Here is a 24,069-nt window from a genome sequence, read left to right on the forward strand (position 1 = left end):
GTAGAAAATGTCTAAAAAGAGATACCATAGCCGAGATTGCCTCTTAGTTCGTTGAATGTCTGTTCCTGAATGCCCGTATTTGAGTTCAGGTAATTGAGAGATACCGTGAGCGTCTGCCGTTTCGCCACCTGATAGCCGCCACTGACGGATACCGTCATGACTTTTCCCGTTATGCCGGCTTGTTGGTTGACCAGATAGCTGGCATTGGCCGATGTGGTTAGTTTTTTCTCGAAGAAGGACTGGGTTGCACCCAGCGTTGGTCCGAAGAACCGAACCGTTCGGTTCGTATCACCGACCGCAATTGGTAGCTGCGTCTGGGTGTAGGACAGCATCCCATTGAAGCCCCAGCCCGTGGTGGTTTGCTGATAGAAGTAGCCCAGATTCAGGTTGATATTGTTGTTTTCGGTCTGGCTGGCGGTGTTGGCGTTCAGATCACTTAGTTTCTGGTAGGTTGTGGTGAGGGTAAACACCTGCAGCACATCTTCTTTCTGGAGCGTATAGCGTGTATTTACGGTCGCGGAGAGATTGTTCTGTGCCAGCCGGATGGTGTCGATAAGTGGGCGAAAACCAGCCTGCTGACTGATGCCGTAGTTGGATAGCTGGACATCGATGCCAAAGGCCGTTGCTGGATTGTAGGAAACAACCAGCGAGCCAATTTTTCGACCGGTACGAGCACTTTTGTTATTGGCCAGATTGTCGTACTGAATGCCGTAACTGCCTGATAACCGGAGTTTTCCGTCCATTAGGGTCAGGTTAGGGGCAATGGCGTAACTTTCTATATCACTTTGGAAATAGTAGGCTCCCATCGTCTGAAAATTGGGGTCGATGCGTTTGTATTGCAGTTTGATACCTGCATTCTGGACCCGATAGCCGACGGCGGCCTGGGTTGCCTGGGTGAGCTGGGTAGCCAGTCGGGGTGTTATGAGTCTGCCGAAAAAGCGCGTGACGGGGTTACTCCCTTCTGCCGATACCAGACTGCTCCGAACGTCGCGGGTGTAGGCGCTAACGGCGCCGTCTAGTTCAACGGTAATGTGTTTGACGATCAGTAGCCGGGTTGTCAGGCCCACGACCAGATTCTCGGCGGGCGTAACGGTCTGCGAGACGGACTGTGGAGCCGATACGATCGAGGTCGAATCATCTTTGGCCCGCAGCATGATCAGGTCGACATAATTAGCGGGTTTTCCGTAGCCCACCTTTACGGCGTAGCCCGTTCGGCCATAAGCCGGAATAATATCGGGTTCGGCCAGATTCGTGGAGATGGCTTTATTGAACCGGCCATAGACCGCGCCCAATCGAAGTTTGCCGGGATTCAACTCAACGCCACCGCCCAGAAATGTGTGGCCCGCCAGCGTGAACGGGGAGAAGGATACGTTTCGGTAACCAGCGTGTACGGTTGCCCATTTGTAGGTAGGCGACACGCCAAACTGGTTGAACGGCTGCCGGAAACTACTTCCCTGATTACCCAGCACCGCCGAAAAGGGAAGCGAAATGCCACCGGGTAAGGCGACCGTTACCGAGCCGCTTACCCCGAACGGGGAGGGTTGGTTGCGGGCCGCAATCCCACTGGCCGTGTAGAAGCCCGCATACGCGTTCAGCCCACCTGACACCTTAACTGGGGAAGCTTTTCCCGTTGGTGGATTCGTTTGCGCCTGAGCGGAGCAGATCAACCAAAATCCGTAAAAGAAAAGTAGTATACGTGCACGCATTCCTGACACAGCTTTGACTCGACTAACTTGTGTCAAAACTACTGACAGACCCTGCGCGCATCAATCGGATAAATGTATGATAGGGAAACTACGCGTTCAGTTAACTTGCTGATAATTAGGGGCTTTATTTTTAGTCTTTGTATTACCTGTTGGCGTTTAATACGTAGAAGTACGGTGTCGCCTATCGACTTATGAGCGTTTCAATCCTTCTTCTCGTGGATTAGCCTCTGGAATTAGAGCCCCCCGTTACGAATCAGAAACGGCACGTTGTTTCAATCCTTCTTCTTGTGGATTAGCCTCTGGAATACTATAAGCCTTGGAGTATGCATTTGCAACTCTATTGTTTCAATCCTTCTTCTCGTGGATTAGCCTCTGGAATTTGCGGTCGGGCAACAAAAAGGATTTAGGCATATCCGAGTTTCAATCCTTCTTCTCGTGGATTAGCCTCTGGAATTAAGAAAGAAGCAGATCCATTTGATGACTTTTTAGGGTTTCAATCCTTCTTCTCGTGGATTAGCCTCTGGAATGCCGCTAATCTTCATGATCACCACTGCTGGCTTCAAGTTTCAATCCTTCTTCTCGTGGATTAGCCTCTGGAATAATCACGCCACAGCCGGGCGATAATATGTATGCATTGTTTCAATCCTTCTTCTCGTGGATTAGCCTCTGGAATGAGATGCTCCTGATCTGGGTCTTTGGTTCGGTGTGGCGTTTCAATCCTTCTTCTCGTGGATTAGCCTCTGGAATATCTCTACGCCGACCGCATTGGCCTGGATGTAAGGAGTTTCAATCCTTCTTCTCGTGGATTAGCCTCTGGAATGCGTCGGTGTGTATAAAGGGCTCACGGACAGGGAAATAGGTCCTTTTTTTGGGCCCTCTTTTTTTGTTGTTCGCAGGTCAAAGTACATAAGAAATGGGTAATTTTTATAAACTTTCCGTAAATGCAATCCGCTGATAACTAGTGAGTTATTGGCCGTTTTGGGCTTCATTAAAATATGTTGCCACCCGGACTCAGCTTATTTGATGCAAATATTGCGATACGTGCAAGTTACACAACGCGCTTTCACCCTGGTAGCCTTCGGGTAAAAATTACGGTCGATAATCGTAAAAATTGCTTCGGCTGCCCGTTTTATCGCTAGTGTATCCGATTCCGTAACCGGGATTTCAATCACTCGGTTATTACTACGGGTGTATACAATAAACCCTCGGTCAACCGGTCGGCCGAAGTTCGCTTCGATGAGCCAGGCGTAGCAATACAACTGCGTTCGATACGTATCATAGACCTTGTCTTTATACTCCGCAAACTTATAATCCAGCGGTGCCATCGTCCCGTCGCCGAAACCAAGCACCTCGTCAACTACACCACGGATCAACTCATTGGTTAAATACTGATCCGTGTGCTTCTCCGTGACCGGCGCACCGGGACGACCCAGCCGCTTGCGGAGGTAGTCTTTATTGCGCTCCAGCCGCTCGTCATGCAGATTACGCCCGCGCATAACTTTATAATTCTTCTCCTCATACTGCGGAATCGCCAGCACGTACTCGAAATACGTAAACCGGGGACAAAACAAATATTCAATAAGGTGCGATGGCGTGAGGGTCATGGGAAGGAGTTAAAAAAACAACGCTCTGATTTCATCGGTGACTAGTTTCTTGTCAAAGGCCTGCCCCAAGAGGGCCGTTTGCTGTAATTCGCCCCGGCTCATCGGGAAAATATAGACCTTGTCGGTCTCCTCGTCGATCAGCTCTTCCAGTTGCAGTTGCAGGGTGTCTTTCTGATTCTGCGTCAGCGTGCCCAGAAAACACGAGAACTGAACCCGGTATAAACCCGCCTGCTGACAGCGTTTAGCCGCTTTTGTGCGCGCCTTATTGTTCACAATATCGTAGAGAACCCAAATAATCATAGCTTGACGAGGTCGGGCAGGCCGCCCGTTTTACCGATGAGTTCATTCGCGAACTGATGTGCGTCGAGTTGCATACAATGGCTGCGAACCAGATTCCGACCCCGGTAGCGAATGGGGTCATTATCCATAGCCTCGTTAAAGGCATTCACCAGCAACGCTTTCCCCTCGGCGTTCAATGAATACCCGCTAACGGATCGGTTCCGCTCCGGCGTTCCGCCCGATGTGGTTGCTCCGGATGGTCCCGGCGCTCTCACGCCCGACACGTCACTGACGTGCGATTTATTGACTTTTTTTGCCGTAAACAACTGAAACACCACCTCATCGGTCCAGCCCCGATACGGTTCGATGAAGTCATACACCATGCTCAACTGGTTGTAGTCATCACGGTGCAGAAACCCTACATACGGATCGAGCCCAGCCATCATCAGCGTTTTTTCCACCTTTCCGTACAGCATGCCGTAGCCATAATTCAAAAATGCATTGAACGCATCCTGGGCGGGTCGGCTGCTACGGCCATTGAACTGGTATTCTTTGGGCAATACATAACTGAGCGTCTCGAAATAGAGCCGACCCGCCGTTCCTTCCAATCCCCGCAGGGTGTCCGCTACATCGGCTACGCGGGCGGTTGGCCCATCGGCCGACGCGAGTGTGCTGATCGACAAGGCCAGCGCTTCCATTCGAGTTAGTTTGTCGTCCAGATAATCGGTATGCTGTGGGCGGTGTTTCTTCATACTTCGCATAAGCCCCGTCTGGTTATCGAGTTTCGCCAGCAGCCAGCCCCGCACCCACCGTAATCCTTCAGCCCCAAGGCTAGCCTCCAGCTGCCGCTTTCTGATTTTAGTCGTACTGCCCAGCTTGGCGTGCCACACCCGCCCGATGGGGTCGCCCTGCTGCTCGATAAACACAATATCGACGTTATGCCGCATCGCCAGCCGCACGGCATCGGTACTGAGCGAAGTGCCCGTTGCCAGCAGGATATGGGTTACCTTCTCGGCCGAATAGGTCGCGCTGATGAGTTTGCCATCCTCGCCCTTCCGCCGAACGTCGAACATGGCGTCTTTGACGTGTAGGTAGGTTCCGTAGGTGCTGATGTGGAGTTGCATGTACCAAAGAGTGAAAGAGTGAATGAGTATAAGAGCGAGTGAGCGGCTAAGAGTACAGGTATGTACCAGCCACTCGTTCGCTCATTCACTCGTTCGCTCGTTGAATTGTCCCGAATCCCCTCGACACGGCTTTGCCCAGGCCAATGCCGTCCGGGAGGATAACATTGGCCAGAAAGCCACCCGTGAACGCGATCATCGTCTGGTTCTTGAATTGGGTGTTCCGTTCGTCCACCGACAGCCGCACCATGATGCGCTCGTGGGGTTGCAGCCACAGGCCAAACTCGCGGAATAAGGCCAGAAGCTGGCTGGTCAATACCCGTTTGAGCTGGGCCTGCTGTTCCGCTTCGGAATACTGGCGGTAATCGCGGTAATTGGTCTGGTTGAGGGCCATCCAAAGCGTTTCGAACCGGTATTCGATCAGGTCGTCCGCCAGACCGATGGGCACTTGCGCATGGCGGATGTGCTTGCTCAACACCGGGAACGTCTCACGTTCGATCTGTACTTCCCGAATTTGCAGGAACAGTTGGGTCAGCAGAGTAGCGCCTTCGCCCAGCCCTACCAGCGTCGGTATATGGCCGAGCACCTTATACTGCACCAGCGGATAGGCGTACCGAAACTTTACGGCTGTGGTTTCGTCGGCCCCGGCTTCGCTTTCCAGGTGATTATGCAGCAGGGGCGAATGTTCTTTAAACAACTCCCCAAAATACCCCCGAAGCTTATGGGCATCACGGGTCCGCAACGCGATTTCGGGAAAGGTAACGGTGGTGATGGAGACAAGGGTTTGGTGAAGAGTTGGCATAGTGGTTAAAAGAAGTTGGTTAGTGGTTGAGCAATGGGAACGTACCCGGTATTATTGCGGAAATCATCAAAGGCATAGGTATAGCAAGAAGATGGGGCTTTCTGATACGATACATAGAAGAAATGCTCTTTTTCGCCATCAAAAACAATCTGCTTGGCTTTCACCCCACCCTTTTCATAGGGTAGCGGAACGTTCACGACATACTCATAGAACCTCGCTTTTATAAGCGCAAACTCTCGCTTCCGTTCATAAGGCTTTAAGTCCTTCTTTTCACTAATCACAACGTACTGTTGCCAGAGGTTTTCAGCTTCGTCGTTAAGCTGCACATAAACTGATTCGGTATCCCGTTCTTCTACAAACTGAAATTCACCAACTTTCTTAAAATCTAGTGCCTGTAGAGCAGTCAGTTCGGGCGATACCAACACGTCAGCCTGCTTTTTTACTTCATTGAAGTAGGCTTCTATCAAGTCCAGATAGCCATGTTCGTCAACTTCGGTGATATGCTTCAATACGTTGCCGGTTTTTACCAACAGATCACCACCATACACCATACCACTGGCTCGCTTCATCTCAGCAATAGCATACAAATACACCTCGCTGATTACACCCTTTTCGTTGTACCGATTGGCCCGGCCAGCAGCCTGAATGATTGAATCAAGCGGAGCCATCGCCCGAAATACGGTGTGTACCGATACGTCGACACCAGCCTCGATCAGTTGGGTCGAAATAATGACCTGCTGTTTCGACCCTGTGTAATTCTTAATCCGATCAATAATCCGTTTACGCTCAAAAGGTGTGATCAGGGTCGTGAGGTAATACACATCTACCGTTTCAGGGTCCAGCGCATTCGCCACTTTTTTAAAGCACTCTAAGGTTGCGTTCTTCGTATTTAAGATGACCAGTACATTTTTGTCCCGGTGATCAGCACAATAGGTGATAACGTCCTGCGTAAACTCACTGAAGCTAACTTCCTGATTCGTTCGATTGATGAGCTTTGTTCGGTTAAACAGATCGTTTCGGAAGTAAGAGCGGTAGTTGGGCACTAATTCAGTAATCTCTTCATCAGGCTTAAAAATCAACGGTTGCGTAGCCGACATTAAGATGAAGTAACAATTGTAGCGTTGGCCAAGGGTTATAAACGCCTGTCGGATCAGCGGCCATAGTTCGTACTTAATCTGCTGAATCTCATCCAGAATAATAACCGAGTTAGCGAGATTAGATAGTTTAAGCAATTTCGTTTTGTCATTGGAAAAGAGCGATTCCAGTAACTGAACGAACGTCGTCACGACAATGCCCGATTGCCATGTTTCAATCAAAAACTGACTTTTATCCTGATCCAGTACATCATCACCCGTTTTATAAGCAGGTTCTGCCAAATGGTGATGTTTGAGTAGAATATCCGACGATGGGTTATCAAAGACATCTTCAAATACACTGAAGTTCTGGTCGATAATTGACGTGAACGGAATGGTAATAACGAGACGACCAGCCAGCAAACCTAGCTTTTGCTGCATAGCCAGCCCAACAGCTAGGGAGGTCAATGTTTTGCCTAAACCGGTAGGCAACGTGATCGAATACAGATGCTGGTTTGCCAAAAATATTCGGTCCAGATTAGCCAGTGTTTCATGATAAGCCTGATTTTTTAGCCCATCCAGCGCCGTTCTTGGCGAATCGAATCCACGACGTTTTCGGTAACTTTCCAGCGCGGAAAGTGATGGCCGTTCTGCGCCCTGTCCGGTAATTCCTCTTAAGATTACATCTGACTTATCGGAAAGAAGCAGCGTTCCGTAGAACAACTGATGCCAGTAGTAGTACCGATTTTTGGCATCGGGCGGTAAGCTATCATAATCACCAAGATCAAAGAAATCCAGTTCAAAATCGCCGTATTCATCGCCGTATTTCTTCTGCTGAATATACCGCTTGAACGGCTGCCAGTCGAATCTAAAATTCACTACAGCCATCAACTTATCCAGAATTTCCTGAATCAGCGGCTCATCATCAAAAACATCAATCTGTTTGCATAAAATTTCGACTTTCGATTCGAGAGATAACTCTTCCCTAAAATCATTCAAATTTCCATGATGTCGCTTTACCGCCGTAAACACCAGATAGGGGAGCAGTTGGCGATCAATACTTGTCAACTCGAATGGTAGCAGGTATTGTGTGACAACTTGTTTAGCCAGCAACGATGACAATAGAGCGTGTTCCTTGGGGCCAATACGCTCGTGATTAGAAGTCAAAAGATAATGCTGAAAATATCTCGTTCCTTTAGCTATGTCGTGGCACACCCCGGCCAAATAGCCTAGATCAGCGATTAACCCGTGTGGCAAATCAAAGTTGGTTACCCGACTTTGCAACAGTAGACGGCATGAGTCGGCCACGTTTTTCGTGTGGTCAATGAGCGGAACGCCGGGGTGTGAGTATAGCATCAGAGAAATAGAATATTGCCAAAATCAGGTGTTTCAAACCACTCATTTGCCTGAACCATGACCGAACCGCCATCGGCGTTGACAAGCACCTCACCATAACGCTTTACCACTCGGTCGCGACTCAGTTCAATCGGCATCGTTTCCACATAGTAGTGCGTCGTCTGGTCAAACTCAATGGGGGGCGTGGTGGTCAGTAGCGACAGATTCACGGCCGATTGTATAGGTACGTACCCAGCCGTAGCGGTACATACGCTACCCCGTGTAACATGCACGTCCTGAAGGTTTGCTGTAAACTGGCTCAATCCTAAATAGGGCGTGAAATAGTGCGAACGGGTAATCAACCGATCGGCTAACCGATCGAACAGAACCTCGTCTTTGAGCCGGACAAATACCCGAAAAGCCGGATTCTTGAGAAGCTCAAACTCGATCTGGGTACGTCCACTTTTGCGAATCTCATAAAACGAATTGCCCGTATCCAGCAGGTTAAAGCCAATGTTCACTTTTTTAACGGGTGCAAGTAACTGGACGGCCAACTGACAAGCGTCGGCACCGAAAAGCTCCTGAACAGGTAAGGCATTGTCAGTGAATCGACCGGGAGCCGTTTCCCGTTCAACGCCCAACACGGCCCCTAACACACCGGTCAAGGCCGTTCGGGTAGGAATTGGGTATGTGAGCGGTGACGTAGTGGTGTTGAACTTGCGAAAATGACCGTATTCGCCCGACAACTCAAAGACGATCAGGCGGTTGTCGTTCATAGCGCAAGAAGTCCGTTAGTGAGTGGTTGCGACGTTTTCAGCCGAGGGTCTATCCGTACCGTTACGCTACTGATTTTGTCTTTTTGGGAAACAAGTTCAGCCATAAGAACCGACACATCGAGCGTATAGTCATCGGTACTACGCAGTTGCATTTCGTTCTTTTCTGTAATCAGTTTCAGCCGTTGCCGTAATCCACCGATGTAGTACGGTTCGTTGTATTCAACGGTGATTAGTAGCAGAGGAGTTTGTCCAAACTTAGAACGTGAAATCAGGTTTTTAGTACCCTCCCAGATTCCTTCCAGCAACAATGATTTGTCATCATCGGTCATTTGCGAATAAGCAGCCGCTTTCTCGTTGATGATGCCGTTGAAGCCAATCAGAGCGTAAGGCACTTTATATTCCGTACGGAATGTTGCCTGCCCCTTGCCGTCACCTGAAGCAAAGGCACCCGTGCCCTGTTCTGTTACGATGTCAGTCTTATTGAGCGATTTCCCCATCTGAAACTGAGTTGGGCCAACCAGCGTAATTGAGTCTTTGTCGAGAGGTAGAACACCGCCAAACGTTCGTACGTCAATGCATTGATCTAGAACCGTCTGCTTACTTTCCTGAAAAGCCTTGGCCCGGCGTTTTCCGTCCGAAACGAACGTCTTGCCTTTGTCTTCATACGTGGTTTCGCGCACAAAGATGTCTTTCCCATCAGTGCCGTTATAGCCTTTATATTCATACCAGTAATCCCGAATAGTACGCTTCAGGCGAACATCCGAAACGAGTATTCTATTTTCTTCGGAGTCGTACCGAGGCCGATTTTCATTCAACGGATCGCCGTTAGGATTAGCGTTTTCCGTTTCGTAAAGGAATAGGATCTCCGTGCGCTTGGATAGGGGTGTTGCCATGTTAGTTAGTGGAATTAGGGGTGTTGGTTTGTTGGGCTTCGGTGCGGAATCGGCTGGCCATTTCCATGCCTGCCACGAAATAAAAAGAGAGTTCGTTGTTGGAAATGGTGGGCAGCTTGTAGCTATTCAGAATGAAATACTCGCTTATGATCTGACTCAATGAATCGTATCGTTTGCCGTAATCTCTGTATTGAGCCAGCTTGGCTAAGGCTTCGATATAAATACCTTTCAGCGTCTCGGGGTTGAGGTTATACCCTTTCAATTTCTTCTCAAAAGGCGTACCTCCATCCAGCTCACGACGTTGAATGTTAAGAAGTAAGCGTACCAATACACCTACAGCAAACACCCCAACTTTGTAATTGTCATCCAAAAAATGGGGATTGTCAGCAACGAATTGTTTGAACGTAGTTTCGTCGAAGGCACGGCCAAATTTTTCGTCAGCCTTCTCGACACTGGTTTCTTCTGGAATCATATTTGGTTGGGGATTAGTGGTTATTAACTGCAACTGCGATAGGTAATTCAGTAAATAGTGCGCTTTCAATACGGTAAGATTTACGGGCTCAACGTACCCGTCTGAAGTCTGAGCTTTGTTATAGTTGGCCCGTATTACCGCCATGAATCGACTGTAGAGCGTTTGCCGGTTGATAGGTCGCCCAACGAACACATCATTCACAATTCCGAAGAAATCATCTTCGTAGAATTGTTTGAACAGGCCAAATGAGAAGGTCAGATTTTGCGGCTCATTCTTGATTCGATACGAATTTTTATAGATAGGCTGCCGGTTAACGATTTCGGGTACGGTCGAGAATAACGTGCGAAACCGTGACGGGACGATCTCTTCTAACAAAAGCTTGATTTTGATCGCTTTAGTCGTTGGGTTTTCCTCGAAAAACAGCAGGTTCAGAGTGAAGTAGTTATCCTCTTTGCCAATCTCCTGCATGATTCGGTCTTCAACCCGTTTCTCTTTGGAAGCCTCAGACAATTGAAATTCAAGCTCAGTGATTAGCTTAAGTGCTTTCTCTAATCCGCCTTTGTCGGGACTCAAAACGGTTTTCGGAATGGCGTAATAACTGGTGCCATAGAAGTACTTTTTCAGTTTCTGCGCGACGTACTTTTGGCCATACTCAAAATCAAGTGAGCAGTCAGAGCAGATAGGATAGTTTTTCCAGTTGTTATGCTGGCTAAAGAACCCACTGACCATACCCGGCTTGTCAACCGTGGCATATTTGAAGGGCGATGCGAAACCGTGTAGCAAAGGCTTATTTTGCAGACAGATCGAACAAAGCTGGTTAGCTCCCTGCGAAATCACATTGTATTTCTCGGATTTACCCGACGTACCATGCAACAGAACCTGTTGTTGAAAAATGGGAAAGTCAGCCAGGTACTTACGCTCTCCATCGAACTCGAAACAAAAACTCAACCCGGATGCCTGCTGCCGCTTCTTATCCATCAGGGCATACGCATTTTGTAAGGCCAGCAGAATCGTGTCATAGTCAGTTGTCAGCCGATCTTGCAAAGCCAGCAACATGCCTAAGTCGTATTGATAGTTATAAACCCGACATAATGTAATGGCTTTCTTGACCTGATTACTAACCAGCGTGTTGAGCTTCTTCGCTAAATCGCCCGCTTTCGTCGTGAATGTTACATCCCCACCATTAGCAGCTCCCTTTCGGTATACGTACTTCTGATACGATGTTTCATTCGCTTTCTCTGTATCAACTCCCTCGAAGCGGCACACAAGTTGACTCTCTTCGGTAGTGAATGAGAATACCGCTAGCAGGACATCATAATTCACCCCTGATCCGGGAAACATATTTTCCACGTACAACTGATACGGCTCAGCTTGTCCGCTCTTCTGTAAGGCTAGCCGCCCAATGGCAGCAACTGCTTTATCCTGCATATGAGAAAGGGTTTCTTCTCGCGATTTTCCAGCTAATAAAGACAACCGAGAGAAAGTGAGTGACTGGCTAGAGAAAAAACCTGTTACATACTTCACATCGATTGTGATCGAGGAAAGTACAAACGATACAACTCGGACACCCCAGTTGGTAGTCCGAAAAATCGAGAGATGAGCAGTCATGACGTATGAGAACATCTGGCTGCATAGCCTTGCAGTCTGGCTGTAAGGACTTAAATTTGCGGTAAACCATAAAACACTTGTTTGTGGTGAATACTTCCAGGAAGCGAGTCGATCTTTGGCGAGACCCCGACTCGTTTTCCTTTTTTAGGCTTTGCCCGCTCTCAAAGGCTTGATTTCAATTCCTCTTAGATGGATCTATATGTAGAGATGAAATACATCAATATCATATAATTTTACAAGCTTTAGAAAGTGGTCTAAAGGAGAAAACAAAACCTACTTCACAAATATCAACTAATCTTCTCCAAGTATCCAAGCAAATGATCTTATTTATTTTGTTTTGAGCAAAGTAATTCTCGAAAAGTGACACAGCTTGTCACAAAACCTTTTTCTGTTGTACATTCGTTATAGCCCAGTACAACTATGACTACGAACAACACACCCACTATCCTGGAGACCCCCGACGCATTCATTGTCAATGGCGTCACCGTGCCTAAAATGAAGTGGGGGCAGATGAACGCATATGACCCGGCGCTGATCAAAGCCATTGGTGCCGATTTGTTCTTTCAGCTGGTCGCCCCAAAAAAGCCTACTCCCATTCTCGACCTTGGCTTTTCCGACGCCGAATGGGCCGATATGGAAGACCAAATCCGGCATGACCAATGATCTTCGACACAAACCTGATTCTACACCATGTCCGTAAGCAACCAATAAAGAAATTCCCAAACTCATAAGATTCATCCTTCAACTACTATGACCATACTCCAAATTCCGGTTCCTGAAACCACAGCCTTACGCTTTCAGGCCCTGTCGGAGCAACAACAAACGTTCGTCTCGCAACTAGTAGCTGACTGTTTAGCGGAACCCACCAGTTTATCCGATGTAATGGACTATATCAGTTTTAAAGCTACCCAGCGCGGGTTGACACCCGGCATTCTACAGAGTTTACTAGACGAGGAATGAAATTCATTTTTGATACCAATACCCTCGTTAGTGCTGCTTTATCTGCTCAGTCTACTCCGCGGCAGGCATTCGATACAGCTCTTCGCCGGGGCGAATTACTCACGTCCGAGAGCTGTTTGGCGGAACTGAATCAGGTATTGCACCGGCCAAAATTTGCCCGGTACCTGAAGCCGTTTGAGGCTGATTTATTCATTAACCAATACAGCCTTACAACTACATCCATCAACATCACTAGCTCGCTTACCGATTGTAGAGACCAGAAAGACAATAAATTTCTTGAATTGGCTGTAGACGGGGAAGCTGCATGTATCATAACTGGTGATCAGGATTTGTTGGTTTTGCATCCCTACCATAGCATCCCTATTCTTACGCCTACCGATTTTCTAAATTGGATAAGTATTCAATAAAGTTGTCACCAACAAAACTCCCCAACCCGTCCCCGCAAATACGCCCGAAACGCTTCGGGCTCCTCAACGCACACCTGTCCAGGAATCCCCAACACAAACCGCCCAAGGCCAATCCAACTATTTACAGTCCCCCTATATACGTACTGGAACGTTTGATCAGTCGGGCAATGGGCCAGATCAGGGCGGGTGAGTGGATGCTCTTCTCTTAATAGGTGATACGCCTGATAGGTGAGTCGAAGCGAGACTTTTTTCGGTTCGCCCGGCCAGTCGAAAGGGTCCGTAAGGACTTCGGCAGGTGGGCTTGTCTGTGAAGATGCCAGCAGCACAACATCTTCGATGCGCTGCGTCTTGAAGGTTTTCGTGGTCCCGGACTCAGGTTCGTAGGCGGTTAGGCGGGTGTAATTTTCCGAGAAGCTGTAGGGCTCCACCAGCCGGTCACGAATGGAATTGCTATTGACGGAATGGTACTGCAGTAAGCAAACCTGCCGCCGGTCGCGGATAGCTTCGGCCAGCCGGGTTACCACCTGGCTTTGGTGCTGATCGACCAGGTCGTTGGCGAGGGGTAACAGGGTTGAGTGGTTATAGATTTTCTGACGAAGCGGGGCCAGTAAAGGGTGGGTGTTGGAGATAGTTGCCAGAGCCTCCTGCAACAGTTGGGCTTCTTCTTCCGTGAAGTCGGCCTGGTGTCGGCGCTCATCTTCGAAGAGATAAAAGCGGGGTGGCCGCTGGCCTTCTTTGTCGATGATAAATCCGGCTTCTTCCAGGGCAGTCATGAAACGCCGGGCGTGGCGCGGATCACATTCGAGGATCTGCGCCAGTTGCGCAAGGGATTTGCCAGGCCGTTGTTTTAACAGCCGGATTAGCTTGAGGGTACGCGTTAAGGTTTGCTGGGCTGCCATGTGTGGGTAGACAAGCACCCAATTACGGAAAATACAATAAAAAAATAAAATAAGTATACTTATTAAAAATTCTCTGTCAGGCTTACTACTGTCGGTTTAAGTACGTTCATGGCTTTATTGGTCGATAGAAATTCGCTGTCACCCATCAATTGATTGTAGGCTTTCTCCTGCGCCGGCGTTCGGGAGGCAGGTGGCCCGAGCGTGATGGACTGGAACGTCTTTTCGGGTACCCGGGCCAGTTTTCCGCCCTGCCAGTCCGACACCTGACCACCGTAGTCCCAGGCAAATCCCCAAAGTTTGAACGGTTTGCCGTTTCGGCTTTGCAGCTCATTCAGCGTCGTGCCAATGCGTAAGCCATCAGCCGTTGTCCAGCGGGCAGGGGACAGATGCTTAATAGGAAGTCCTTCATCGTCAACTAATTGGGGTCGAATAAACACGGTTTCGGGTTTGGTTCGTTTTTCATCGGTATAGATAACCTGTACTTCATCGAATGTGCCCTTATACAGCGTCGTACCGATAAGCTCGGCCCCTTCAGCGCCATAGATCGTATCGCCCACGGTTACGACCGACGGGCCCAGTAATGTCAGTAAATCGGCTTCGGAAGTCGTCGGGTTAATGGGGCCAACCCGCTCGCCCGGTATGATCAGAAAATCGTTGGCGACGGCTGCTGCCCGATCCTGGTCAGCTCCTTTTTTGGGTGCAGTCGTGGTAAGGGAATCAGGCTGGTCACTGCGCTCCGATTGGCTATTGGTTGATGAGCGGGATTGACAGCCCGATAGCGCAACGGTTAGTAGAAGCAAGAACAAACGAGCAGAGGGCATGGCTGTTTACGGGCAACGGAAATGGACAGGAAGGTTCGGATAGGCGGTTAAAGAGCTACAGGTAGCCCCTTAAGGCGTGGCTGGTTCGCCGGTGATGAGGGGATTGATGTCGATCCAGGCTTCTGACTTGTCGCGCATGGTAAACTCCGTTGAAAACTTGAACTTGGTCGTGGTTACATCATTTTCGATATATACCTCGCGGGGACCGATCATCAGGCCATCTTTTTTGCCATACAGCCACTCCAGATCAAAGGTGATAACAGACTTGTCGTTCAGGCCCGCTGGCATCGTTATCGCCGACAATGCGGTTGAAATCTGATCAGACTGCAAACAGGACGTAACCTTGCAGGTACGGATCTGATACCCTTTATCAACCGGGAAAGCCGGTTTGTTGCGCCGGGTAAAATACGCTTTGACCGTGTAGGTTATCAGTCCCGACTGTCCGGCGGGAGCTGATTTTTTAGCCTTGGTAAACGGCAATAGCGTCGGTTTTGGTTGCCCGTTTACGGGTTTTACCGTTCCGAGCAGCGAGCCATCGTTCCCATAAAACTCCAGTTTGTCGAACGAAAACTCGCAGGCATAGGGGCGGTCTTTTCCGCTTGTTAGCTTGCAGGCTAGATTAAGCGGAGGAATCTTTTGTTTGGGATTAAACTTGATCGTTGTGCTGTGCGGGCTGGTGAGTGTGGCTGAAAAAGGCGGTTGAGCCTGCGCCGTGAAGGGCAGCGTGAGCCCCAGTAATACCCGAATTAAGTGCATTTTCATTGGCTGAACGGCTAAATGTGGGCAATCGATGGTGACGCGAAAACGTAAAAAAAACGGGTGGCCTGGTTAGGCGACACAACCGTACAAACGCAACAGTCAGTCATTTGAACAGCCCTGTTTTGAGGGCCTTCGCTACGGCTTCTGACTTGGAGTTGACATGCAATTTCTCGTAAATATTGACAATGTGCGTGCGTACCGTCCCCATGCTCATGGTACAATGGTGCGCGATGAGTTTATAGCTATCGCCTTCCACCAGGCGCTGTAATACCTCTTTCTCTTTATCCGTCAGCATAAATGCATCGGCTCGTGACGATGAACTGATTGGCTGGCGAAAGGCTTCCAGGACTTTGAACGCAATGGAGGGCGTCATCGCGGCTCCACCACTCATCACTTCCCGAATGGCATCAATGATTTTGTCGGCGGGTGTTTTCTTCAGCAGATAGCCCACGGCCCCCGCCGAGATCGCGGCAAAAATGCGGTCAACGTCTTCAAAAACGGTGAGCATCAGAATTTTAGGCCGCGTTGTCTGCTCCCGAATGAGCTTGACGGCTTCAATGCCGGTGCGGCCGGGCATGTCGATGTCCATCAAAATGACATCTGGCTGGTTATAGAGTACCTCTTCGACCGCCGTGAGCGCGTTGGGGTATTTTCCCGTAACGATCAGGTCGTCGGTAGCATCGAAGACCAGCGCCAGCGTTTCGCGCAGGGAGTCATTATCATCAAAAATAGAAATACGGATCATACGCTATAGGGTCTCTACCGGTACCTTGAATGTTCCATTCGTAACGACGACTTCGCGTTTTTGCTGGCTGTTATACGTCTTCATAGAAAAGGTGCCTTCAAGGTTACTTCCGTCAAACTTCGTTACGGTAACGGAGCCCGTTCGGCCGTCCCGGATGGTGTAATTTGTGTTTGTCTTTACGTCGATATAGCTGCCCGTGCTGCCGGTTTTGCTAATGTCGACAAGTGCCATTGTGCCTGGACCACTGAATTTTTCCAGCGTAAACCCGGTCATATGGACGTTGTTATAGCCTACCAGCGTTAAATCTTTGGTCACTTTATTATACGTTGAGGTGGCCTGGTCCGACGTGAACGATTGGCCATCAATCTGGGCGGTCATGATGCCCGTACTGGCCGGTGTAACCGGGGTATCTTCTTTCTTGCTGCACGAGATCGAGAGGGCGATCAGACCAAGCATAAAGCCAATGTTGAGCGTTTTCATAAGATAGCTGCTTTACATCAGAAGGCTATCCGGGCAGGTCACTTGACCGTCGGGCCTTGTCTGACAAAAGTAGCGGGTCTGCTGATGCCCGTAAATCGGATAAATGTATGAGGCTCATTGCGAGACGACTAACTGCAGGCGGGTTCCCTGGCCAGGTGTCGACTGTACCGCGAGTATACCACCCATGGCTCTGGCCCGCTCCTGCATACTCTGCTGCCCGGTCCGACTACTCGGCTGGGCGGTGTCGAAGCCCCGGCCGTTGTCTTCAATGACCACGCTGAGCCGGTCTTTCTGGTGCTCAAACCGCATGGTAGCGCGGGTGGCTTCCGAATATTTAATCAGGTTGTTGATGGCTTCCTTGCCAATCAGATAGAGGTTTCGGCGTACTTCCATGGAAATGGGCAGGACGTCCAGCGCGGGGTCGGCTACGAGCGAGAACCGAATATTTTTCGACTCCATCAGTGGCTGGGCATACTCCTGCAACCGAATGGCAATTCGGTGCAGGGAATCATTGCCGGGGTTGATGGTCCAGATAATTTCGTCCATAGCCTCCAGAATCTGGCGGGCATCGGTATTGATTTTCTGGATCGCCCGTCCAACCGATTCGGGGCGGTTCTGGGCGATCAGGCCATTCACCATGCCACTCAACAGCGAGATGCTGCTGAGCGTGCTGCCTACTTCATCGTGCAAATCGTGGGCAATTTGTTTCCGCAGGGCCTGGGCTTCTTCGAGTCGGCGCAGGCGGGCCCGGTTCAATAGCCAAGCCGATACGGCCGCCCCCAGCAGGAGGATCAGCACACCGCCGATGAGTAACCCATTGGTTTGTAATCGTTTGTTGATCAGTTCTTCTTCCCGAATCTGAGCCTGCTGCCGGAGCAATTTTATCTGCGCTTCTTTTTGCTCGGTTTTGTAGTGAGCCACCAGCCGTTGCACTTCAGCACTGGTCCGAATGGAGGTTATCGAGTCGGTATGCTGATTTCTTTCCAGTTGAAAGACATAGGCTTGCTGGAAATTTTTCATGCCGCCATACAGATCGGCCAGGCCTTGCGTGTAGTTGTCGATTTGCTCTTTGTTGTCCCGTTCTCTGGCCAGTTGAAGCGCTTTTTTCATGTACGTTTCAGCGGGCGTGTATTGTTTCAGCTCTTCATATATCTGCCCTAGGTTAAAGTAAGCCGTGGCCATAGCGCTTTTGCTTTCCTGTTTTTGGCCAATAGCCAGCGATCGTTTCACAAAGGGAATGCCTTCTTTGGGGCGTTTCGACAATTTCAGCACCAGGCCAATATTGACCAGAATGTCGGCCTGAAGCAACTCGAATTTTATTTCCTGAGCGTGTTTTAGGGCTTGTTTGTAGGTGGGGAGGGATTTGTCGTACTGCTTCAGGTTATCGTAGCAAATGCCGATGTTGTTTTCAATGATGGCCAGGCCACTGATGTTTTTGGTAGCCTTCATAATGGGCAGCGCCTGTTGATAGTACTGGAGGGCTTCATGGGGTTTATTCAGCTCCCGGAGCGCGTTGCCAATGCCGCCGTAGGTCGTGGCAATCCGTGGCTGCACATTATACTGTTCCTGGAGCCGCAGGGAACGGAGTTCCATCGCCACTACTTTGTCGTACTGCCTCAATTTGCTCAAAGCCGCAGCCACGTTGGATATGGCCCCGCAAATGAATCGGGGGTTGAGTTTGTAGCTTTCGGCTGTTGTCAGGGCTTTCTGGAAATACTCCAGCGCCTGTTGCGGCCGATCCGTCAGGTAGTAAATGGAGGCCCGATTAGTGTATGCTTTTGCCAGCCCCAGGCCATATTGCAGCTTTGTGGCCAGCTGTTCCGATACCCGCAGGACCGAATCGGCTCGGATGTAGTTGGGGTTGTCTGTTGAGTGAAGCTCCCGGCCCATGACGTTCAGCGCCCGGACGTAGTTGGTATCCTGCGTAGTATGATTCTTCAGGTAGATCGTTACGGAGTCGAGGGTTTGCGGCACCTGTGCTCTAACGGTACATGCTAGTGTTACTAAACAGCAGAAATAAACAAGCAAATAGATGTTTTTCATCAGTCACAGAGTTTAATGCTAATTAGTAATTTATTCAGAATCAATCATAAATGGTTTAGCATACGGTCATTTATAGTATAGGTCAACCCGTGTAAGATTACAGCCATATGTGGCGGGTTCTTATTTGTTGACACCACATACGGTAAAAATCCGGCACTTCCGCTTTTACTAGCGTGACAGAAAGCCTTTAGAGCTCTGTTTACCAACGGTATTTCTCCAGTAATCCTGATCAATGATGTACACGAAAACCATTCTCTTTGCGCTTGTCGCTTGTTTAGGCAGTATGCTAACCACCAAGACCCTGGCACAGGGTAAAGAGCAAGCGGCTGTAGCCCAGGCTGTTCAGCAATTGCGGCAGCTTATGATTGACCCCGACAAAGCGAAACTCGAGTCGCTGGCTTCCGATGACTTGAGTTATGGCCATTCGACGGGAAAAATAGAAGATAAGAAAGCCTTTATCGAAGCTCTTACCAGCGGGTCGTCGGACTTCAAAACGATTGACTTGACGGACGAAACCATTACCGTGGTCGACAACACCGCCATGGTACGGCATAAACTCATGGCCGAAACGGCCAACGATGGCAAACCCGGTCAGGCCAAACTGGCGGTTTTGCTGGTCTGGGTGAAGCAGAAAGGAAACTGGAAGCTACTGGCTCGGCAGGCCGTGAAAATATAAGCGTTGCCTGCGTTTGGGATTTCACAAAAGCGAGGGCTATGCCTCCACAGCCCTCGCTTTTTGTGAAACCGGCGAAACCATAAACAAGCCCACCAGATTCTGGTGGGCTTGTTTGATTATAACCTATGATAAATTTATTAAAAGTAAAACGATATGGCTGGCCGACTCTCCTGAACTCACCTGCCTGATTCCCGGTTGAGTCTGTCCATCATTTTTTCTGCGTCAATTGCAGCGAGCTGTCGTTGATCTCAAACGTTTTATTTTTCAGTAATTTAATCACTTCGGCACCTGCCAGCAATGCCGGACCATAGCCGTGGGCTGCATAGACGTTAATGGGCCGGTAGTAATAAAACGCCGGGTCGAATCCCATACCCGTACCCACACAAACGCCCTCGATCTGGCCATTCGGCGTCACTTTTGTCGATACAGCGTTCCAGCCAAGCAGGGTGGCCGGGGCATAGGCCAGTGGATCGAGCCAGCCCTGGTTAATGGCGTGCGCAAACGCATATACGTAAATGGCTGTGGCCGATGTTTCCAGATAGGAATCAGGTCGGTCAAGCAGCTGGTGCCAGAACCCGGAACCCGATTGCTGAGCCGCCAGCCCTTTGGCATGTGCTTTGAGCAAGTCCAGAATCGCCGGTCGGCCGGGGTGATTGGTGGGTAACGCATCCAGTAGTTCAACCGCTGTCAGAATGCCCCAGCCGTTGGCCCGCGCCCAGTGAAACTCAGGGTGAACACCCATGCCCTCCACCCAGCCGTGCATATACAGCCCTTTCTGCTGGTTGAACATCCGTTTCGAAAATTGAGTCACTTGTTTTACTGCTTCGTCATAATAGGTCTGATCGCCGGTGAGTTTCCCCATCTGCGCCAGTGCCGGAACACTCATGAACAGGTCATCGAGCCAGAGCGTATTGGGCTGTGGCCGATTGCGGGCCAGCGTGCCATCGGCCAGCCGAAATTCTTTTGTCTGAATGTAGTTGATGTAATTGTCGATCAGGGGGCGCATGTTCGCCTTGACGCCCCCGGCGCGGCTGGCCTTGATCATGGCGGCACACATGGCCCCGGCATCATCGAGGGCGTGGGGCGCCATCACCGACCGCATGGGTGTATTGGCCTTTGGATCGGCTGTTACCTGCGCCCGGAAGTATGGAACCTGCTCGGCGATGAACTGAAGTCGTTTATTCGTGTAATCGGCGTACCGACCATCGCCGGTGGCTTCTGTAGCGAGCAGCATCCCGGCATACGTAACGCCCCATTCGTAGCTGATCAACCGAAAATCGCCGGGCTTGAAGATTGCATTGGGGTTGAAGGGACCACCGGGTGTTAGTTCTTTTTTGGTTTCTTTATCAATGAGCTGTGTAGGCGTGTTGGCGTCCAGATACGTGTAAATCCGGTTCAGAACACCTGTTACATCAGTTATTTTAGGCTGGCCATAAGGAACCGGATAGTCGGGTTGGAGCAGGTGCAGGGGCGTTGTCGAATCATTGGCTTTGGGCGCACCCGGTTGGGCGTGTAGGGTGAGGCCAGCCGTAAGTCCCGCCAGAAGCAGACCCAACGGGCGTGTGATGGAAGGAAAGACAGAAATGTAAGTTGGCATGATCGTACTGGTAGGCGATAGGAACAGAATCGAGAGATAGGAAGCACAGTGAGCCAGCTAATCCGCCGGGCGACTGTGATTTAGGTAGCAAAGATTACACCAGGTAAATTATCCTCTACCATGCACCCACCTGTGCCGGTTAAATTTTGCCGAAGAACACCCAAAACTTTAAGATGGCCACTTGGGTTGTTTTCCTGAACGACTTACCTCGTCAGGTTCTTACATTATTGATTTATTCATGGCAGACAATAACAAAACCGCGCTCATTACAGGTGGCTCAAAAGGTATCGGCTACGGCGTTGCCGAGGTGCTTATTCGGGATGGTATTAAAGTGGCTATTACCAGCCGTTCATCGGTAGCGGCTGAATTAGCCGCAGCCAAACTAAATGAAATCAGGCCGGGATACGCGCTGGGTCTGGCGGCCGACGTCCGTGATCTGGCATCGCAGCAACAAGCTGTCGACACTATTTTACAACAATGGGGGCGTCTCGACTATGTGATTGCCAATGCGGGGGTAGGTCACTTTGCCTCAATTCAGGAACTTACCCCCGAGCTATGGCACGAAACCATCGACATTAACTTAACGGGTGTCTTCTATACGGCGAAGACGACACTGGCCGCGTTGAAAGAATCGCAAGGTTATTTTATCACGATCTCAAGTCTGGCAGGCACCAACTTCTTCGAAAAAGGAGCGGCCTATAATGCCAGTAAGTTTGGCCTGGTGGGTTTCTCCCAAGCCATTATGCTCGATTTACGCAGTGAAGGCATTAAAGTAACGACAATCATGCCCGGCTCGGTTGCTACCTATTTCAACGACCACGAGCCAAACCAGAAAGACGCCTGGAAAATACAGCCGGAAGACATCGGACAGATCGTCGCCGATCTGATTCACATGCCTGCCCGCACGCTCCCCAGCAAGATCGAAGTTCGCCCGACACGGCCGGGTGGAAAATAGGTTGTGAAGATGGCGCAAGGTTTAGGATGGCGCAAGGCTCGAGCCTTGTGCCTACTATTAGCCGGCCTCCGGCCGGTAATTGCACGAACTATAATTCGTCCAATCCGGTCAGAGGCCGGTCAGAGGCCGGTCAATAATAGACACAAGGCTTGAGCCTTGCGCCATTACTCAATCTTTTAGCAGCAGCCAGGCTTCTTCGTTGCCTTGCTGAACGGCTAGATCCAGGGCGGTCAGGCCGCGCTTATCCTGAATGTATTTGTTGGCACCCGCATCCAGCATCAGTTTTACCAGCGCGTTGCGGCCAAATAAGGTGGCAAACATCAGGGCTGTACCACCATTACCGTTTTGGATATTTAGGTCGGCCCCCTGTTCAATCAGCAGTTGGGCAATTTCGGGATAGCCTTTAAAACAAACGCCCATCAGGGCCGTGTTGCCACTCAGATCCTGTGCATTGACATCGGCATTCGCGCCTAACAATGTTTTGGTGGCGTCTATGTGCCCATCGTAGGCCGCTATGATTAAAGGCGTGAAACCTTTGCCATCCTGTATGTTTACATTGACCTGTTCGTCAATTAATTTCTTGATGTAAGCCGTATCCCCCTTACGGGCAGCATCAAAGAGCAGGTCTTCGGGGCGATATGAGTAAAAAGACATAGACAAGTGCAATTGAGTACGTCGAAATTGACGGTACCAGATAAGTAAACAAAGGAACACGGATTGTTTGTTTTAAAAAATAGGTGCTCCCTATTTACAGCCCATCAACCTCAGGAAACGATACCCACCCATTGCTGCCGCACGAGTCCATTTATTGTCTGGTTGCCTGAATTGCCTGTCCGTCCCGAATTTCTTCGGAGGCTTTCTTCACAATGGTTGTTCCGGCGGGTAGATCGCCGAACACCTCGACCAGACTATCGACGACGTTGCCTTTCTGAACCGATACCCATTGGGCCCGGTTGTCGTTCACTTTGATAACGAACATTTTCTCGCTCGAACTCACCACCGAGGTAGTTGGAACAAACATGGTTTTGCCCGATCTCGTGACGGGCATCATCACCTCGGCATACATGCCCGATTTAAGTTCGTGCGATGCGTTGGCCACATCGAACTCGGCCATCATAGCCCGGTTCGCTTCCACCAGACTTTCGGCCGAACGGGCCAGCTTAGCGTTGAAATGCCGGTCGGGCATGGCGTTTACGGTGAATGAAACGGCACTCTTGTTTTGTAGCTGGTTGGCAAACGTTTCGGGAATGGCAACCGTCAGGCGTAGGGTGCGACTGTCTTCCAGCACGAACAGGGGTTTGCCACTGTCACCCGCACCGACCAGCGCGCCGGGGCTGATGTTCCGTTCAATGACCATGCCATCGAAAGGAGCGGTGATGGTCAGGTATTGCCGAAGTTCCGTTTTGGCCTGGTAGTTGGAGCGGGCGGCCTGCACCGTTCCCTTCGCCACGGCCACCATAGCACTATCGGCCTGCATTTTGGCCAGCGCCTGATCCAATTCATTGGCCGATACGGCACCCTCCATTTTGGCCGTCTGCACCAACCGATTGTAGGTTAGTCGGCTGGCGCGGGCGCGCGTCGTTTGTTCCACCAGCGTAGCCTCCTGCGCCTGAACCTGCGCCTGTGCCTGACTAAGTTCTGAAATGACTTCGGGGGCGTCGAGCCGGGCCAATACTTGTCCTTTATGCACCGTTGTTCCCCGGTCGACGGCGATTTCGCGCACAAAACCTTTCACTTTGGCGTACATGTTCACCCGGTTCCAGGGTTTCAGTTCACCCGGCAGCGTAACCCGGTTGCTGGGTTGCAGGGCTTGTACCGTCGTTACTTCAACCCGCTGTATCTCAGGTTCTTTTGGGGCAGCCGTCTTGTTGTCGCTGCTGGCCGACGAACAGGCCGCAAAGCCAGCCGCAAGAGAGGTTGTTCCGATCAGATATAAGAGCAGTTTCATGTAATTCATGCGTTATTTAGTGATGACAAACTCGGGACTCGCCTGGTCGCGTAGCGACTGGATGTTTATAGCATTCGTCTCTAAAGGGCCCTGCAGGCGTGCCGTAGGTA

At 50.2% G+C, this 24,069-nt stretch carries 23 protein-coding genes and 1 CRISPR repeat array; of the genes, 5 read left to right on the forward strand and 18 right to left on the reverse strand.

Annotated elements, in window-relative coordinates:
- Positions 1-11 precede the first annotated feature (11 nt).
- From ACYVAM_RS16200 to ACYVAM_RS16240, 9 genes are all read right to left on the reverse strand, one after another.
- Positions 12-1,706: a hypothetical protein gene (locus ACYVAM_RS16200; RefSeq protein WP_461068773.1), complete on the reverse strand. Its 1,695-nt coding sequence runs from the start codon at positions 1,704-1,706 to the stop codon at positions 12-14.
- Positions 1,707-1,903: 197 nt separating this feature from the next.
- Positions 1,904-2,526: direct repeats of the CRISPR family, unit length 37 nt; unit sequence GTTTCAATCCTTCTTCTCGTGGATTAGCCTCTGGAAT.
- Between the two features lie 196 nt (positions 2,527-2,722).
- Positions 2,723-3,310, reverse strand: a complete 588-nt coding sequence (cas4, locus tag ACYVAM_RS16205; RefSeq protein WP_461068775.1) for a CRISPR-associated protein Cas4 — start codon at positions 3,308-3,310, stop codon at positions 2,723-2,725.
- Positions 3,311-3,319: 9 nt separating this feature from the next.
- Complete coding sequence (cas2, locus tag ACYVAM_RS16210) at positions 3,320-3,610, reverse strand: CRISPR-associated endonuclease Cas2 (protein ID WP_461068777.1); 291 nt, start codon at positions 3,608-3,610, stop codon at positions 3,320-3,322.
- Positions 3,607-4,713 (reverse strand): CRISPR-associated endonuclease Cas1, encoded by a 1,107-nt coding sequence (gene cas1 / locus ACYVAM_RS16215; protein WP_461068779.1) that lies wholly within the window; start codon positions 4,711-4,713, stop codon positions 3,607-3,609. Before cas1 ends, cas2 begins: the two co-directional genes overlap by 4 nt.
- A gap of 85 nt (positions 4,714-4,798) precedes the next feature.
- Positions 4,799-5,512: a CRISPR-associated endonuclease Cas6 gene (locus ACYVAM_RS16220; protein ID WP_461068781.1), complete on the reverse strand. Its 714-nt coding sequence runs from the start codon at positions 5,510-5,512 to the stop codon at positions 4,799-4,801.
- Positions 5,513-5,517: 5 nt separating this feature from the next.
- Positions 5,518-7,941: a CRISPR-associated helicase Cas3' gene (gene cas3, locus ACYVAM_RS16225; protein ID WP_461068783.1), complete on the reverse strand. Its 2,424-nt coding sequence runs from the start codon at positions 7,939-7,941 to the stop codon at positions 5,518-5,520.
- Positions 7,941-8,696, reverse strand: coding sequence for a type I-B CRISPR-associated protein Cas5b (cas5b, locus tag ACYVAM_RS16230; RefSeq protein WP_461068785.1), 756 nt, complete (start codon positions 8,694-8,696; stop codon positions 7,941-7,943). Before cas5b ends, cas3 begins: the two co-directional genes overlap by 1 nt.
- Positions 8,693-9,589: a type I-B CRISPR-associated protein Cas7/Csh2 gene (cas7b, locus tag ACYVAM_RS16235; protein ID WP_461068787.1), complete on the reverse strand. Its 897-nt coding sequence runs from the start codon at positions 9,587-9,589 to the stop codon at positions 8,693-8,695. The genes cas5b and cas7b overlap by 4 nt, the downstream gene beginning before the upstream one ends.
- Position 9,590: 1 nt before the next feature.
- Entirely contained in the window at positions 9,591-11,489 is a 1,899-nt protein-coding gene (locus ACYVAM_RS16240; protein ID WP_461068789.1) for a TIGR02556 family CRISPR-associated protein, read from the reverse strand.
- Between the two features lie 600 nt (positions 11,490-12,089).
- Between ACYVAM_RS16240 and ACYVAM_RS16245 the strand changes: the two genes are divergently transcribed.
- The 3 genes from ACYVAM_RS16245 to ACYVAM_RS16255 all read left to right on the forward strand — a co-directional run bounded on the left by ACYVAM_RS16245 (position 12,090) and on the right by ACYVAM_RS16255 (position 13,036).
- Entirely contained in the window at positions 12,090-12,332 is a 243-nt protein-coding gene (locus ACYVAM_RS16245; RefSeq protein ID WP_461068791.1) for a hypothetical protein, read from the forward strand.
- An 87-nt stretch (positions 12,333-12,419) separates the two neighbouring features.
- Positions 12,420-12,629, forward strand: a complete 210-nt coding sequence (locus ACYVAM_RS16250) for a hypothetical protein (RefSeq protein ID WP_461068793.1) — start codon at positions 12,420-12,422, stop codon at positions 12,627-12,629.
- Positions 12,626-13,036, forward strand: a complete 411-nt coding sequence (locus ACYVAM_RS16255) for a putative toxin-antitoxin system toxin component, PIN family (RefSeq protein WP_461068795.1) — start codon at positions 12,626-12,628, stop codon at positions 13,034-13,036. The genes ACYVAM_RS16250 and ACYVAM_RS16255 overlap by 4 nt, the downstream gene beginning before the upstream one ends.
- A 5-nt stretch (positions 13,037-13,041) precedes the next feature.
- On the opposite strand, the gene ACYVAM_RS16260 is transcribed toward ACYVAM_RS16255, so the two are convergent.
- The 6 genes from ACYVAM_RS16260 to ACYVAM_RS16285 form a co-directional block, all read right to left on the reverse strand.
- On the reverse strand, positions 13,042-13,935 hold the full coding sequence (locus ACYVAM_RS16260) for a helix-turn-helix transcriptional regulator (RefSeq protein ID WP_461068797.1): 894 nt from the start codon (positions 13,933-13,935) through the stop codon (positions 13,042-13,044).
- 62 nt (positions 13,936-13,997) lie between these two features.
- Entirely contained in the window at positions 13,998-14,756 is a 759-nt protein-coding gene (locus ACYVAM_RS16265; protein WP_461068799.1) for a hypothetical protein, read from the reverse strand.
- Positions 14,757-14,825: 69 nt separating this feature from the next.
- Complete coding sequence (locus ACYVAM_RS16270; RefSeq protein ID WP_461068802.1) at positions 14,826-15,518, reverse strand: hypothetical protein; 693 nt, start codon at positions 15,516-15,518, stop codon at positions 14,826-14,828.
- Positions 15,519-15,618: 100 nt separating this feature from the next.
- On the reverse strand, positions 15,619-16,260 hold the full coding sequence (locus ACYVAM_RS16275; protein ID WP_461068804.1) for a response regulator: 642 nt from the start codon (positions 16,258-16,260) through the stop codon (positions 15,619-15,621).
- A gap of 3 nt (positions 16,261-16,263) precedes the next feature.
- Positions 16,264-16,740, reverse strand: coding sequence for a DUF6252 domain-containing protein (locus tag ACYVAM_RS16280; RefSeq protein WP_461068805.1), 477 nt, complete (start codon positions 16,738-16,740; stop codon positions 16,264-16,266).
- Positions 16,741-16,854: 114 nt separating this feature from the next.
- On the reverse strand, positions 16,855-18,783 hold the full coding sequence (locus tag ACYVAM_RS16285) for a tetratricopeptide repeat-containing sensor histidine kinase (protein ID WP_461068807.1): 1,929 nt from the start codon (positions 18,781-18,783) through the stop codon (positions 16,855-16,857).
- 235 nt (positions 18,784-19,018) lie between these two features.
- Between ACYVAM_RS16285 and ACYVAM_RS16290 the strand changes: the two genes are divergently transcribed.
- Positions 19,019-19,459, forward strand: coding sequence for a nuclear transport factor 2 family protein (locus ACYVAM_RS16290; protein ID WP_461069627.1), 441 nt, complete (start codon positions 19,019-19,021; stop codon positions 19,457-19,459).
- 208 nt (positions 19,460-19,667) lie between these two features.
- Here the strand turns inward: ACYVAM_RS16290 and ACYVAM_RS16295 are convergent, their stop codons facing one another.
- Positions 19,668-21,056 carry a glycoside hydrolase family 88/105 protein gene (locus ACYVAM_RS16295; RefSeq protein ID WP_461068809.1) on the reverse strand — a complete coding sequence of 463 codons (1,389 nt, stop codon included), beginning with the start codon at positions 21,054-21,056 and terminating at the stop codon, positions 19,668-19,670.
- A gap of 238 nt (positions 21,057-21,294) precedes the next feature.
- Between ACYVAM_RS16295 and ACYVAM_RS16300 the strand changes: the two genes are divergently transcribed.
- The gene (locus tag ACYVAM_RS16300) at positions 21,295-22,011 is read left to right on the forward strand and encodes an SDR family oxidoreductase (protein ID WP_461068811.1); all 717 of its coding nucleotides are present in this window, start codon (positions 21,295-21,297) and stop codon (positions 22,009-22,011) included.
- Between the two features lie 168 nt (positions 22,012-22,179).
- Here the strand turns inward: ACYVAM_RS16300 and ACYVAM_RS16305 are convergent, their stop codons facing one another.
- Both ACYVAM_RS16305 and ACYVAM_RS16310 read right to left on the reverse strand, forming a co-directional pair.
- On the reverse strand, positions 22,180-22,665 hold the full coding sequence (locus ACYVAM_RS16305; RefSeq protein WP_461068813.1) for an ankyrin repeat domain-containing protein: 486 nt from the start codon (positions 22,663-22,665) through the stop codon (positions 22,180-22,182).
- A 151-nt stretch (positions 22,666-22,816) separates the two neighbouring features.
- Positions 22,817-23,959 (reverse strand): efflux RND transporter periplasmic adaptor subunit, encoded by a 1,143-nt coding sequence (locus ACYVAM_RS16310; RefSeq protein ID WP_461068815.1) that lies wholly within the window; start codon positions 23,957-23,959, stop codon positions 22,817-22,819.
- Positions 23,960-24,069: the final 110 nt, after the last annotated feature.

The sequence above is a fragment of the Spirosoma horti genome (assembly GCF_054776595.1).

Coding starts and splice junctions, on each gene's coding strand:
- ACYVAM_RS16200 (WP_461068773.1), bottom strand. CDS start 1,706: ATGCGTGCACGTATACTACTTTTCTTTTACGGATTTTGGTTGATCTGC.
- ACYVAM_RS16265 (WP_461068799.1), bottom strand. CDS start 14,756: ATGCCCTCTGCTCGTTTGTTCTTGCTTCTACTAACCGTTGCGCTATCG.
- ACYVAM_RS16250 (WP_461068793.1), top strand. CDS start 12,420: ATGACCATACTCCAAATTCCGGTTCCTGAAACCACAGCCTTACGCTTT.
- ACYVAM_RS16245 (WP_461068791.1), top strand. CDS start 12,090: ATGACTACGAACAACACACCCACTATCCTGGAGACCCCCGACGCATTC.
- cas1 (WP_461068779.1), bottom strand. CDS start 4,713: ATGCAACTCCACATCAGCACCTACGGAACCTACCTACACGTCAAAGAC.
- ACYVAM_RS16285 (WP_461068807.1), bottom strand. CDS start 18,783: ATGAAAAACATCTATTTGCTTGTTTATTTCTGCTGTTTAGTAACACTA.
- ACYVAM_RS16280 (WP_461068805.1), bottom strand. CDS start 16,740: ATGAAAACGCTCAACATTGGCTTTATGCTTGGTCTGATCGCCCTCTCG.
- cas2 (WP_461068777.1), bottom strand. CDS start 3,610: ATGATTATTTGGGTTCTCTACGATATTGTGAACAATAAGGCGCGCACA.
- ACYVAM_RS16240 (WP_461068789.1), bottom strand. CDS start 11,489: ATGCAGGATAAAGCAGTTGCTGCCATTGGGCGGCTAGCCTTACAGAAG.
- cas5b (WP_461068785.1), bottom strand. CDS start 8,696: ATGAACGACAACCGCCTGATCGTCTTTGAGTTGTCGGGCGAATACGGT.
- ACYVAM_RS16295 (WP_461068809.1), bottom strand. CDS start 21,056: ATGCCAACTTACATTTCTGTCTTTCCTTCCATCACACGCCCGTTGGGT.
- ACYVAM_RS16300 (WP_461068811.1), top strand. CDS start 21,295: ATGGCAGACAATAACAAAACCGCGCTCATTACAGGTGGCTCAAAAGGT.
- ACYVAM_RS16305 (WP_461068813.1), bottom strand. CDS start 22,665: ATGTCTTTTTACTCATATCGCCCCGAAGACCTGCTCTTTGATGCTGCC.
- ACYVAM_RS16255 (WP_461068795.1), top strand. CDS start 12,626: ATGAAATTCATTTTTGATACCAATACCCTCGTTAGTGCTGCTTTATCT.
- cas7b (WP_461068787.1), bottom strand. CDS start 9,589: ATGGCAACACCCCTATCCAAGCGCACGGAGATCCTATTCCTTTACGAA.
- ACYVAM_RS16310 (WP_461068815.1), bottom strand. CDS start 23,959: ATGAAACTGCTCTTATATCTGATCGGAACAACCTCTCTTGCGGCTGGC.
- ACYVAM_RS16260 (WP_461068797.1), bottom strand. CDS start 13,935: ATGGCAGCCCAGCAAACCTTAACGCGTACCCTCAAGCTAATCCGGCTG.
- cas3 (WP_461068783.1), bottom strand. CDS start 7,941: ATGCTATACTCACACCCCGGCGTTCCGCTCATTGACCACACGAAAAAC.
- ACYVAM_RS16270 (WP_461068802.1), bottom strand. CDS start 15,518: ATGAAAATGCACTTAATTCGGGTATTACTGGGGCTCACGCTGCCCTTC.
- cas4 (WP_461068775.1), bottom strand. CDS start 3,310: ATGACCCTCACGCCATCGCACCTTATTGAATATTTGTTTTGTCCCCGG.
- ACYVAM_RS16220 (WP_461068781.1), bottom strand. CDS start 5,512: ATGCCAACTCTTCACCAAACCCTTGTCTCCATCACCACCGTTACCTTT.
- ACYVAM_RS16275 (WP_461068804.1), bottom strand. CDS start 16,260: ATGATCCGTATTTCTATTTTTGATGATAATGACTCCCTGCGCGAAACG.
- ACYVAM_RS16290 (WP_461069627.1), top strand. CDS start 19,019: ATGTACACGAAAACCATTCTCTTTGCGCTTGTCGCTTGTTTAGGCAGT.